Source organism: Nitrosospira sp. Nsp13 (assembly GCF_900101945.1).
Lineage (GTDB): Bacteria > Pseudomonadota > Gammaproteobacteria > Burkholderiales > Nitrosomonadaceae > Nitrosospira > Nitrosospira multiformis_D.
Genome location: NZ_FMVD01000016.1, coordinates 15,103 through 27,982, shown reverse-complemented (window position 1 = coordinate 27,982; position 12,880 = coordinate 15,103). Strand labels below are relative to the sequence as shown.

The following is a 12,880-nucleotide window of genomic DNA, read 5'->3' as shown; positions in this document are numbered from 1 at the left end:
AGATAGTGCAAATCCTAACAACAATAAAAATAGAGAAGCAACCAATGAAATTGACGGTTTCATATCTTTACCACTCCTTTGGCTCACTTTTCTTAAATGTGCCCTCTCGCAGTGCTGCTGCAGTCTTAGCTTGATCAGGGCATCTTTTTAGGAATTCTGCCTGTTTTTGAGTTGGCGTCTCCCCCGGCATCAACCAAGGCTTGTCGCAATCGATCTCATTCTCGCACCCCGCTAGCATCACAAGCACGAGCGTGGTCATAACGCACAACGTTGTTGAACGGTCTATTTTCATTTCCTCTCCTCCACCTTTACCATTCACGCGGTGGACTTTTCTTGAAAGTCCCCGCCCTCAACTGCACCGCAGCCGCGGCCTGCTGCGCTTCGATATCCGCCAAGGCGGATTGCCTTGCAGCTTCCGCATTCTGCTGAGCGATTAGTAGGCCGCGTATCTGCATCAATTGGCTGGCCTGATTGCTGGCGAGCTGGTTGGCGGCCTGTATCGCCTGCATCTGACCCTGCGAGGTTTGCGCTGCTGCCTGCAAGGCTGTCAGTCTGCGTGCATCCGCTTCCAATTCCTGCTGCTGCAGATCGATCCCCCGGATCATGGCGTCGTTCGCCCGCTTCTGCGCATCGGAACCTAGCTGGCGGTTGGCTTCCAGTGCGGCACGGTCCGATGCCGAGCAGCCGTTGGCGCTGAAGCACGGTGAACTCATGTAATAGGCGCTGTTCTGGTACTTGTACAAATAGCCGTCCAGATTGCCCGCCTGGTTCTTGTAGTAATTAAGCGTATTAACCGCGCCTAAGAGTGCCATGTTGACGCGCTCCGCCTGGTTCCAGACATAGGCCGCGGGCGCGAGCGTATTCTGGATCATGTTCTCGTATTGCTGCAACTGGAGCTGGTATGCCTGAATCATCCTTAATGTCTGATTCACCCCTTCCACCGCCGATACCACATTCTGTTGCAGATTCACCGTATCGATGACCGGCAGGCCCCCCGCGATGGCCGGTACGGATGCACCCATGCTGCTTAAGGCTAGAACCAATGCGGCCTTGGCCGCCTGCATTCTGAATGCTTGTATTTTCAATTTATGCTCCTTAATAGTCGAATGCCTCGTAGGGCTTGCTGAACACCATGTCCTTGGTGACAGTCACGTTGAAACGGTAACCGGGACGAATCTCAAGTGTTGGCGAAATATTGAGGTTCTTGGATATCAATTGCGCTGTCACGCGTCCCAGTTGCTGCCCCAACGTCGCGCTCAATACGCTGCTCGTGGTTGGCGCCCCGAAGGTACCCGCCACCTGGTTCTGGCTTTGGCTCAAGGCCACACCCGCCGTGATCGCCGACATGAGCAAGGCCGAGCTGAACAGCCGCAAGTAATGATTGTTGACCTGGTCCGTGAACCCCGCATAGCCCGCGGCGTTCGACCCGGGCATGGCACCAATATCCATGGTCTTACCATCGGGGAATACCAGGCGCTGCCAGGCCACCAGCACGCTTGCCTGACCGTAGGCCACATCGCTCGAATAAGCCCCTTCCAGTTTCGTGCCTTGCGGCACCAGCATATGTTTCCCGGTCGCGGTGTCGTACACGTCCTGGCTCACCTGCCCGAAGATTTTACCCGGCAGGGATGAATTAATGCCACTGATCAGCGTGGCGGGAATCACGAAAGTAGTTTGTACGGTATAAGGAGAGCGCGGCGGGAGCAAACGCGAATCTAGCCTCCATCTATCCGAGTCATCACCGGCAAAGTCCCCGATATTATTTTTCGGTTTTCTTTGCCCGGTTTCATTTACTTCCTCCCCTTCGTCGCTCATGCCGCCTACGCCCCCCAGACCGGCCTTCCTGACCTGCGCCAGGCGTTGCTGGTAGGCCACGGTCGGATCGGTATTGATGGGCGTCTCCGCTAGCCGTGGTACGGCCGTATGGGGCGTGGCCCGTTGCGCCGTTTGCGGCAGCTGCACGCTCGTTTTAGCCTTGAGCGCTTCCTCGAACTGCTGCAATTTGAGCTGTCGGATACGCTCCGCATCCGCCTGGTATTGCGACGGTTGCTGCGTTTGCGGCGCCATGGGTGGCATGGGTGGCAGATTGGGGTTCACCGGCCGGAAATCGTTTTCTTCCTGATAGGGCATGGAGGCCGCGATAATGCCGTCCTTCCGGTCCCCGGCAAGTTCCTTGGCGAACAGCGTCGTGTTTCCGTTGCGCTTCACCGTATCGGCATTGGCCTGCTTGGTGTGGGTGCGGTCCATCGCCACCAGCGCCATGATGCTTAAGAAAATGACGACAGCCACGCCAATCAGGTAAATGGGGAGGTTGTTGACCCGGCGCACGCCCCCGCTTTGCATCTGATTCGGCGGAGCTGCCGCCGACATGGGATTGCTCATGGCTTTACTCCTTGTATGTCCAGGCCCCGGCCGGGGCAAGCCCGTCTGCACCGGCAAGATAAGCGCGCGCAAGGATGGATTTTCCGGGATAAAGCGCGATACGCGAAAAGTCTGCGCTCCTGAAATGGACGAGCGCATAGCGCAGTTCGATGCCCGGCGCAGCCTTTGCCCCATCCTGGGGTTGTGTTGCGGCGCCCGCTGCCGGTACGGCTGGCTTGGGTGGATACACCGCGCTAAAGTTGTCGCTCTGGAAAATGGCGCGAATGCCTGTTTTTTCAGATTTGACTTCTGCCACCGCATATCCCTTTGCACGAAGTTTTTCTGTTAATAGCGCACCGAAACTCACCGGGTTCGATTCAATCAGATTGAATTGCGTCTTGGCCGGGGGATAGAGCTTCATAAGCTGCTCGATCGCATCGCGGGCAATCACTTCATCATATTCAGGATGCGGATTATCCGGCTTTATGAGGGGATTAGCCGCGCAAGCGGCCAGGCTTATGCCCAGCAACGTAATGAGCAGGATGCGCATTTCATTTACCTTTTTTGATGGTGATGCGATCCTGGCTGGAACCGACGCCGGCCACCAGAATCGCCTTGTCGAAGATGCTGTCCACGATGTAGCGGTTGTCTTGCAACCGGTAATTCACCTGCACCGATTCTTCATCCGTGAGCAGGCCCCCGTCCTTACGCACCACCAGCAGGATGGGCGCCTCATTCTGGCTCAGGGTGGAGGGCATCTGGATGATGGTCTTGACTCCATCGTTATAGACCCGCACCGGCTTCCAGGCGTTGGCGGTCCCGTCGATGGTGTAGTTGAAATCCAGGTTGCCCAGGTATTCCCCGGTGCCGGGCAGGATCTGTCTGTTGTAGGCGGTATGCTCCTGTTGTTTGATTTGCTCCCACTTCGCCATCGCATCTTCAGGATAGGTGAAGGCCACGCGCGGCATGAATTCACTGCGGTGCGCGCGCAGGCGCAGATGGTAGGTGCGCCGGTCAGTGGTGACGATCAGGGAGGTTTCAATCCCGGTATCCATCGGCTTGATGATGAGGTGCTGCACTTCCGCTACACCCGTCCCGGTAATGGCGGGCTCCACCGTCCAGCGGGCCACGTCCCCCAGGTGGATTCCATTCACCCGCTCTCCCGGCTGCAACTCCACATCGCATACCTGTAACACAGCGCACACGATACTCGGCTGTGTGGCGCCGAAGAGGAAGCGGATCGTGCCGTCGGCCCCGGCCACGGGTTTTATGCCTTGCGTGGAATTACCCGCTTTCCATTTTTTCGCGATATCCAGCGCCTGGCGCTCTTGCGGCGTGAGCTTTAACTCCGGATTATTGAAATACAGTACGTCAGGTTGGGCAGGTGCAGGCACCACCGCAATCGGCAGCGGCGGTAGTGCCACAGGTGTTTTGACGGGAGGCGGTGCAGGCATCAGCAGCCTGGCTTGCTCCGCGCCGATGGTGCCCGATTCATAAGGCATGTTGCCGGTGGCGGCGACAGCGATGAACGGCAGGATGGCGACCACGACGGTGGCGAAGGGAGGCAGGACAGTTGCCGCGATAAAGGGGAATTTTTTCATGATGGCCTCAGATTTGTTTGGACCAGGCAAAGTCGCTGACGTAAATGCCCAGGGGGTTGTTGCGGATCTGCTCTTCGTTGATTTCCGGGGCGGGCTCGGTCACGTACATCGTTACCAGCGCGCGCATGCGGTAAGGCGGCGTTTTGACGAACCCCTGCCGGTCGCGCACCGTTTCCGTCCAGTCCACTTGCCATGTTTCCGGCGTTTGCGCGAGCACCGAAATGATCTCGGTGCTGACGGTTTCCTTTTCCGCACGCTTGAAGGGATTGGCTTCCACCCTGCCATTCAGAAATTCGTTCATCTTGGCCGTGGCCGGATCGTCGGGTGAGAGCATCGCATAGACGCCGAAGATGGCCTTGCGCTGCAATGCCACATCAGGCGTGACCATCCGCGCCGACTGCACGAATGCAGCCATCGCAGCATGGATCACACGCGGGTCCACCCCTTTGGCCCGATCCACTGGAGCCACCGCGATGGTCTGGCCCAGTTTGTCCACTTCGACCACGTAAGGAATGAACTTGGACTGGCTGCCGATATAGATCATGCCGCCGACCCCGGCCAGGGCAATCAGGAGTGAGAGCAGGCCCAGCATCTGCCAGATCTGGCGCGAAGCCACCTGATCGCCTACATGCTCGTTCCAGGTGCGCCGTGCAGACAGATACGGGTTGTCGCCCTCCCCTTCCCGCCTTCCATCGGCCATCGTTCCCGCAGCTTGCCGCCCATCCCCTTTTTCCGTCCGCCTGAAGACCAGGTACTTGATGCTCTCCGCCACGCTGCTCACGTTCATGCCGTCACTCCATAGTCGTTAAGGTTCAGTCCTCGCATCGCCAGCCATTCCCGCACCCAGCCATCGCCATGCTTGGCTTCCAGCCCCTTGATAACGGCGATGGAGTCCTTGTCGGTGCTGCCGACGAAGGCCAGCGCCAGCGGCCCCAACGCCAGGTCGTACAAGCGCCGTCCCATTTCCGAGACATAGTAGTAGTGCTTTTTCTGCACCGCGGTGGCGAGTATTTCTATCTGCCGGTTATTCAGCCCCATGCGGCGGTACAACGCCGCCGCATCCTCGTCGCGGGCGTAGACATTGGGCAGGAATATCTTGGTCGCGGTCGATTCCACGATGACATCCAGGATTCCCGAATTGGCCGCATCGGACAGGCTTTGCGTCGCCATCAGTACCATGCAGTTCGCTTTGCGCAGCACCTTGAGCCATTCTCGGATTTTGGCGCGGAATACGGGATGTCCGAGCATCACCCAGGCTTCATCCAGAATGATGATGGCGGGCTGGCCCTTCAACGACAATTCGATGCGCCGGAAGAGGTACAGCAGTACCGGCAGTGCGTACTTGTCACCCAGGTTCATCAGCTCCTCAATTTCGAACACGGTGAAATCGGTGAGCGAGAGGCCATCCTCATCGGCATCGAGCAAGTGCCCCATGCCGCCTTCGATGGTGTAGACCTTGAGGGCTTCACGCACTGCCTCATCCTGGATCGTGGTATAGAACTCGGAGAGTGTCCGGGCCCCGTTATCATGCATGCTGGTGATGGCAAGGCCGATTTCATTGCGCTGGTTCGGCGTGGTGACAAGACCGTTCAAGGCCAGCAATGCATCGATCCACTCCATCGCCCAGGCACGGTCGGCTCTCGATTCCAGAAACTGCAAGGGGCAGAACGAGAGTTTTTCCTCATCGGCCGCGATGGTGAAATGATGGCCGCCGGTGGCCTTCGCCAGTGGATACATGGACATGCCCTTGTCGAAGACATACATCGACATGCCTTTGTAGCGCCGCACCTGCGCCGCGATGGCGCCAAGCTGGGTGGACTTGCCTGAACCAGTGGGGCCGAAGACGAACGTATGGCCCAGGTCACGCACATGCAGGTTGAGGCGAAACGGCGTGGCCCCGTGCGTGATGCAGTGCATCAGGGGGGGCGCCGCGGGCGGATACATCGGACAAGGCGCCTCAATCAATCCGGTCCAGATGGTGCTGGTGGGCAGCAGATCGGCCAGGTTCATGGTGTTCATCAACGGCCGGCGCACGTTCTCCACCCCATGTCCCGGCAGGCTGCCGAGGAACGCATCCATGGTGTTGATGGTCTCGATGCGGGCGGCAAAACCCAGGCTGTTGATGGCTTTCTCCAGTGCGCGCGCCGAGGTTTCCAGCAGCAAGCGGTCCTCATCCATGAGCACCACCACGCTGGTGTAATACCCTTGCGCCACCAAGCCGCTTCTGACTTCCGCGATGGCCGCTTCCGCATCTGAAACCATCGACATGGCATCCTGATCGATGATGCCGATATGCGTATTGAATACCTGATCGAAGAAACCCCGGATTTTTTGCCGCCACTTCTTGCGGAATTTATCCAGATGGGCAACGGCCTCGTGCTCGTCCATGAAGATAAAGCGGCTCGACCAGCGATACTCGCTCGGCAATTCCGCCAGAGTGGTGAGGATGCCGGGGTAGGATTCAGTGGGAAATCCTTCTATGGCGACCACCTGAATGAATTTGCGGCCTATCCTGGGCACGACCCCGGCCCACAGTTCCTGACCCCCGATCAGCATGTCCAGGTACATGGGGTTGCTCGGCAACTGCACCGGATGATGGATGCCGGTCACGCAGGATTGTAGCCAGCTTAAGAATTCGTCGTGCGTAGTTTCCCGGCCATCTTCTGCCTGGGTCTTCCTGCCGCGTAGCCGTTCCATTTTCATCGCCGCAGACAGGCGCGATTCCACCGACAGGCATTCGCGTTTGAAATGCTCGATCAGGGCATGGGTGTGCGCTCTTTGGTCGGGGCGCTCGATATCATCATCAAACATCAACTCGACGAATTTGCGTTGGGCAAGGGAAGGCGGAAACCAGGTCAGCGTCAGGACGAAGTAACCCTCATACATGGTGCCCAAGTTCTCGAACAGCTGGCGGCGTTCCTCATCGATGGCCGCTGTAACGAGGTCGGGGAAGTGTGATTGCCCGCGCTCCGGATAGTGCGGCGCGGGCTTGCGTACCGCATCCACATGCATCATCCACCCATTCCCAAGATTGGATAACGCCTGATTAATCCGGCACGAGACAAGGTTGCGCTGCTCATCCGTGGCGCTGGCGTTATCCTCGCCGCGGTAAACCCACGCCGCCATGAACGAGCCGTTTTTGCCGACGATCACGCCATCGTCCACCATGGCCGCATAGACCAGCAAGTCCGCCAACCCCGCATCGGTCTTGCGATGCTTTTTAAGTTTGCGTTCATGGTTCACCGCATAAATCCGGGAATAGAGCACCGCCAGAAACACGATACCGACCCCTGCTATCAACACCACTACGAATGGGATCATTGGTATTGTTTCTCCTGTGTGCGCGTGTTTTCACGGCTATACATGGCGCGTGCGGCGTAGTACGCCTTGTAGCGGCGATGCCGCAGGTAGACCGAGCGCATCTTGGGGTCCGATTTCGCCATCAGCCGTAGCAGGAACAGAGCCCCTATCCATAAAGAGATTCCGACGATCGCGGCGCGGATTTCCTGGGCATTAAAGACCAGCGCAAAAGCCAGCAGTCCCGAGAGCATCACCAGCTCCCTGTCGCCGCCCATGAACAGGCTGTGACGGTTGCCTATCCTTCGAATGGGGACTCTATTCAACGCCATGGCTTACCCCTTCCCCGCACCGCCCTGCCCTGCTTGGGCAATGTCCTCAAACAGGGCAATTTCCGCGCCGCGTCCAAAGAAATTCGACATCATATTTTGCGCACCGACCAGCAGCGCCAGGACCAGCACAATAAAAATCAACGTCCGGAAGAATCCGCTCAAATCGCCCCCCATCACCAGTACTCCGCCTGCTACCACAATGCCGATCATCGACAGCGTAAAAGCCACCGGCCCCGTTACCGAATTCCTCAGATTGATGAGCCAGGACTCGTACGGCAGCGTGCCCCCTACCCCTTCGGACGCCAGTGCGTATTCCGGCAATAGCACGGCCAACACCAGAAACAGCAGTGCAGGACCCAGGCATTCACCGGATTTACTGCGCAAATTGTCTTTATTCATACCTCACTCCCTGAAAGTTTCAGTTAAATAACGCCCATTCTCATACCCTTTTACTTCCATGATTTCTTCAACCCGGCGGCCTTCAGGTGTGCGGACGATATGCACAATCAAGTGCACCGCATCACCGATCAGGGGCTCGATTGGTTTGGGCGAATCCGGGTGCATGCTGATCAGCATCGCCAGCCGGGACAGGCCGGCTTTGGCGTCGTTCGCATGCAGAGTTGCCACGCCGCCTTCATGGCCGGTATTCCAGGCCATCAGTAAATCGAGGGCTTCCGGGCCGCGCACTTCACCTACGATGATGCGATCGGGCCGCATGCGCAGCGTCGTGCGCAAGAGTTGCGTCATGCTGACTTCAGCAGAGGTGTGGTACTGGATGTAGTTTTTGGCGGTGCACTGGATTTCACCGGTATCTTCGATAATGACGATCCGCACATCCGGCTCGATGGCGACGATATAGTCAAGCACCGCATTGACCAGCGTGGTCTTGCCCGATCCGGTACCCCCTATCACCAGGATATCCCGGCGCCGGGCAGCCGCATACTTGATGCGCTCGCTCTGGCCGGTGGTCATGATTCCCGAGGCAACATAGTCGTCCAGCGTAAAAACAGAAACGGCTTTTTTGCGGATGGCGAAAACTGCTGCGGATACAACTGGCGGAACCTGGCCGGCAAATCGGGAACCATCCAGGGGAAATTCGCATTCAAGCGTGGGATTGTTGCGAGTAAGCTCGCGCCCGTGATATCCGGCTACGGTCTTAACAATGGCCTGGGCTTGCGTGCCACGCATGGTGCCAATACAGCGCATGGTCTCGCCCAGGCGCTCCTGCCACAACTTTCCATCGGCGTTGAGCATGATCTCAACGGTTCTTGGATCATGCAACGCACCAAGAATTTTATCTCCCAAATCACGCGTAAGTTGCTTTTTGGCTCGATCGCTAATGAGGATCGTTGTTTCCGGCGAATTCATCATTCATTCCACGAGCAATAATTAGATATACCATATATTATACCTATTTATTATTTTGGCAAGCAGTAATTTAAACGCTTGCTTAATGTATAACCGTGGAATTACTTTACCAGATAGATTTTGTAGCGGGTACTGTAAGATGTTACAGGTTTTATGATTTGCTCTGCTTTTTAGGCGCGTATGGGCCGCGTAATTTCTTGCGGTTAGCTTCGTCCCATAGGGTAGCCATATAAGTCTGAAAGTCAGTCAACACGACTGTAACACGCTGATAGCCCGGGGGTAGGCTTGGGGGGATTTTGTCGCCCGCCAGTTCATTAAGAGCCTGACGGTTAAGATCTGTCGATTCAAGCAAAACAGGCAAAGGTACATCAAGGGCTATGGAGATTGCCTCCATGGTACGAATTGACGGATTACCCCTCCCCTTGGCGACATCGGAAATAAACGCAGTTGAAATACCCGCGCGCTCCGCAAGTTCTTTCTGCGACATCTCGCGTTCATCAAGGATTCGCAGAACATTTGAAAAAAAGATCTCGTTATAGAAGAAATTTCTAGCCATATTTGAACCTAGTTATTTTAAGCAGCGGAAATTATGTTTTAAAAAAATATGGCATATAGTTATTTACGAGACAGATTAAGCCTATTATTAATATGTTGTCAATGGCGATCTTGTGGTTAAGTTTTAAATACTGCTGAGATTGAGCTTCTGGATCCAGAAAGAAACCTAATATATGGTGGATAACAAGATATCGCAGAAAAATATATGCAGAGGATTGAAAAAAGTAAATTATTTTTAGCATTAATAAAAAATTGCGCTAGAAGCCAGATTCGCTCCGCAAACAAACTAGGTCTGCACTCCTATAAAGACGTCTGACATTTGAAACCTCGAAACATAAAAGTCTGCTCTCCCTGTAGTTTTTTTTCGCTGGCGTTACATAGCAATTTACCGAGGATTGCGTTACTGTGCTGAATAGCGTCGATTGCCTGACGGCGCAATTTTGCAACACCTTGCAGATCGGCTCGCCCGCGTAAGTATCGGGAAACTGGTTAATAAATTACCTCAGTCCTTGAAAGTGGCTGTCGAGCCCGTAGGAGGAAATAGAACGGTTCGCATTTCCATATTCACGACCTCATGAGTTAGATTGCTCTCGTAAGCCTATCCTTGTCACCAAGTGAAGGCTAGACACATTCCTCGCGCAACACGACAACGCATAAGATGCGACGCTCAATGCTTAACCCCGATGGATGCATGCGCATGCCCGGACTCCTCAAGAAAATTTAAGACGGTCGGGACGGTATCGAGAAAGCCAACGAAATGATTGTGTGCGTAGCAGGCTTTTCGGCAATTAATAGCGGAAAGTCGCTTTACTTCTAGGACGCGCATATAAAACACGCGGGGATTGCTGCTCCTTATCCGAGTAGCAACTAATAAAACTGGCTATGGTGAGAAGTTTTGGGAATAGTTTGCCTGACTTCAATACAGACCGATGCTCCAGGTATCGCGCTCCTTTGCAGCCGATATGGATCCTGTACCACCCCTCCACTGCCTTCCGCTCCATTTCTACACAATAATATCCTTTGTACATAATCGAAAGGGTGTTGTACCGTACAACACCCTTTCAAAACGCCTAAAATACCTACACCTAAATCTATTTCTGCAAAAATTCTTTTAGCAGGGAATGTAATTGCTTTACCTTCTCCTGGCTCAGTGCACCTTTTGAAAATTGAACATTAACTCGATCACTATTGACGCTAATCTTCGCAAGCGGCTTACCTGCCACCACCACCGGCTGTTCAAAAATCGCATGTGGCTTTACTCCCAATAAAATATCCAACACTTCTTTGGATGAGCGCTTGTCTATTTTATTTTCAGATAATTTCTTGGCGCGAGCTAACACTTGACCCGGCGCCTGTTGAATTGCATCGTTCAGCAGCTTGGCCCATCGGAATTGCAGGTCTAATGGAGAGGGAAATGCATCGACCACTACATCTGGCAATTCTGCCAAACGTAACGCTTTACTGAGATTTCCTTTATCTATCCCGATTTCCTTAGAAAGTTCTCCAAGTGATGCAAACAATCCCTCATTTAATGACTGCTGATACATGCGCCCCTGCTCCCATGGGGACAAATCCAGCCGGTCCCTATTTTCGCGGTCCATTTCTTTAAATAATTCTTTGTCGTTGACCTGCTCCACTAACGCTAGTACAGGTAAACCGAGATCTAGGCAAGCACGATGACGTCTATAACCAAAGATGATTTCAAAATGATCCGCACTCCCTGCTAATGGCCGCACTTTGATCGGCTGCACATTGCCATCCGCCTGGGCGATTTCATCTCTTAAGGCGAGAAAGTCAGCAGATACAAAACTATCATTGCTTCTGTTTGCCCATTTTGATGCGACAATCATGTTCGCCTCGATCAAACGTACCGGAAGGACTCCTTCATACTCTTTGAGGCGCTGTTCCAGCATAGCAACTTGTTTGTTACTTTCCTTCATCAAAGAATTGACCATTAACATTTGTCCGGGGCCGGTACGTAACGAAGCAGGTAGCGACGATGTAGCTGCATCTGTTTTACCAGGAACAAACAAACCTTCTGTTTTTTTGGTTAGACGGTCCTTGATCGACATATTCAGACTCCTTCACCCAATTGTGACGTCCAAGAATTGCGAATAGAAACTTCAACTAAATCGTTGACTCGGTCGTAGGCGTCGCGCGCGCGACTGTAAGTTTTCATGCTGCCGTCGTAACGACTAATGTCGTACACTGTACCAAATTCAGCCGAACTCGACGAAGTGACGGCGGTTTTAGGAATCTCGACCGGAAGTACCTTCTCTCCATAGGTGGCAATAATCCATGAACGGACTACATCACTAGCAACGTCCGCAGAATCTACACGCGCGAGTAAGACATGAATAAAGTCAAAGGTTTTAGTTATACCTGCATTCTCGACTAAATTAGAAGCCAAATCGCTAAACAGCCTCCAGAACTGTGCCGAGCTGGCAAAATCGAGAGCATTGGGTGGTAGTGGTACTATCAGCGCGTCAGCTGCCATAAAAGCGTTGATTGTTACATAAGACAGGGAAGGGGGGGTATCGATGATTATGATATCGTAGTCATCACGTACGTCTTCGATACCCAGATTCAATACATTCCAAAACTGGAATGATGAATCCTTCAGTTGCCGCGATGGCAACACGAATTCAGCAGAGAACAAACTAGACGAGGCAGCAACCAGATCTACGCCCGACCAATAGGTTGATTGAATCGACGACCGAATCGTTGTGGTTTCACCGTAAACAAGTGGTGCAATCGTTTGATCTTCTGTCACTTCAGTATCCGGCATAATTCCGAAAAGTGTGGTCAATGAACCTTGAGGATCAGCATCAATTGCCAATACTTTGTGGCCACGCAGGCTTAGTCCTTGCGCAAGAACCATTGCAGTAGTGGTCTTGCTGACGCCTCCTTTGAAATTTCCGACCGCAATAGTGACCGCACGAGCACCTTTCGGCCGCAAATTAGCAGCTCGATAGTGCTGCACCCACGTCCTTGCTTCCTGAAGGGAGAATTCTCGACGCGACCCTTTATCATTCATGTTTCCGGTTGGCAAATCACCTTTGCCTATACGATAAGATACCTGGCCCTTGTCTATACCGCACAAACTTGCCAGTTGTGTCAACGAAAAATCCGGCGGTTTTTTGATGGTATCGGGTGCAAGCAAACGTAACCGTATCTGGCTAACCATTTGTGCAGCCCGTTCGGCTTGTTCTACTATGTCACTTATCTGTATCTTCTGAGAACTAGTCATCTTCTGAATAATCATGGTTTCTTTATTAATATTCTCTGAATTAATTATTTTATAATATTTAAACTTTCTCTGCCTAATTAAGAATTATATATTTTTTGTAAAATAATATCTTTTGT

General features: G+C 53.5%; 13 protein-coding genes. All 13 read right to left on the bottom strand.

Annotated features, from left to right (window positions below; genetic code table 11):
• Positions 1 to 67: 67 nt before the first annotated feature.
• On the bottom strand, positions 68 to 292 hold the full coding sequence (locus BLO43_RS14440) for a hypothetical protein (protein WP_090907671.1): 225 nt from the start codon (positions 290 to 292) through the stop codon (positions 68 to 70).
• A gap of 16 nt (positions 293 to 308) precedes the next feature.
• The gene (gene trbJ, locus BLO43_RS14435) at positions 309 to 1,079 is read right to left on the bottom strand and encodes a P-type conjugative transfer protein TrbJ (protein ID WP_254773496.1); all 771 of its coding nucleotides are present in this window, start codon (positions 1,077 to 1,079) and stop codon (positions 309 to 311) included.
• Positions 1,080 to 1,095: 16 nt separating this feature from the next.
• A complete protein-coding gene (locus BLO43_RS14430; protein ID WP_090907669.1) occupies positions 1,096 to 2,382 on the bottom strand; it encodes a TrbI/VirB10 family protein in 1,287 nt (428 codons plus the stop codon).
• A 4-nt stretch (positions 2,383 to 2,386) separates the two neighbouring features.
• Entirely contained in the window at positions 2,387 to 2,911 is a 525-nt protein-coding gene (locus tag BLO43_RS14425) for a hypothetical protein (protein WP_090907668.1), read from the bottom strand.
• Between the two features lies 1 nt (position 2,912).
• Positions 2,913 to 3,962, bottom strand: coding sequence for a P-type conjugative transfer protein TrbG (gene trbG / locus BLO43_RS14420; RefSeq protein WP_254773494.1), 1,050 nt, complete (start codon positions 3,960 to 3,962; stop codon positions 2,913 to 2,915).
• Positions 3,963 to 3,969: 7 nt separating this feature from the next.
• Positions 3,970 to 4,749: a VirB8/TrbF family protein gene (locus BLO43_RS14415; RefSeq protein WP_090907667.1), complete on the bottom strand. Its 780-nt coding sequence runs from the start codon at positions 4,747 to 4,749 to the stop codon at positions 3,970 to 3,972.
• Positions 4,746 to 7,283 (bottom strand): VirB4 family type IV secretion/conjugal transfer ATPase, encoded by a 2,538-nt coding sequence (locus BLO43_RS14410; RefSeq protein WP_090907666.1) that lies wholly within the window; start codon positions 7,281 to 7,283, stop codon positions 4,746 to 4,748. Before BLO43_RS14410 ends, BLO43_RS14415 begins: the two co-directional genes overlap by 4 nt.
• The gene (locus BLO43_RS14405; RefSeq protein WP_090907665.1) at positions 7,280 to 7,591 is read right to left on the bottom strand and encodes a conjugal transfer protein TrbD; all 312 of its coding nucleotides are present in this window, start codon (positions 7,589 to 7,591) and stop codon (positions 7,280 to 7,282) included. The genes BLO43_RS14410 and BLO43_RS14405 overlap by 4 nt, the downstream gene beginning before the upstream one ends.
• Positions 7,592 to 7,594: 3 nt before the next feature.
• On the bottom strand, positions 7,595 to 7,990 hold the full coding sequence (trbC, locus tag BLO43_RS14400) for a conjugal transfer system pilin TrbC (protein ID WP_090907664.1): 396 nt from the start codon (positions 7,988 to 7,990) through the stop codon (positions 7,595 to 7,597).
• 3 nt (positions 7,991 to 7,993) lie between these two features.
• Positions 7,994 to 8,962 (bottom strand): P-type conjugative transfer ATPase TrbB, encoded by a 969-nt coding sequence (trbB, locus tag BLO43_RS14395; protein ID WP_217628078.1) that lies wholly within the window; start codon positions 8,960 to 8,962, stop codon positions 7,994 to 7,996.
• A 148-nt stretch (positions 8,963 to 9,110) separates the two neighbouring features.
• Positions 9,111 to 9,515, bottom strand: a complete 405-nt coding sequence (locus BLO43_RS14390) for a transcriptional regulator (RefSeq protein ID WP_090907662.1) — start codon at positions 9,513 to 9,515, stop codon at positions 9,111 to 9,113.
• A 1,090-nt stretch (positions 9,516 to 10,605) separates the two neighbouring features.
• Complete coding sequence (locus BLO43_RS14380) at positions 10,606 to 11,586, bottom strand: ParB/RepB/Spo0J family partition protein (RefSeq protein WP_090907660.1); 981 nt, start codon at positions 11,584 to 11,586, stop codon at positions 10,606 to 10,608.
• Positions 11,587 to 11,588: 2 nt separating this feature from the next.
• On the bottom strand, positions 11,589 to 12,779 hold the full coding sequence (locus BLO43_RS14375) for an AAA family ATPase (protein ID WP_175443979.1): 1,191 nt from the start codon (positions 12,777 to 12,779) through the stop codon (positions 11,589 to 11,591).
• Positions 12,780 to 12,880 lie beyond the last annotated feature (101 nt).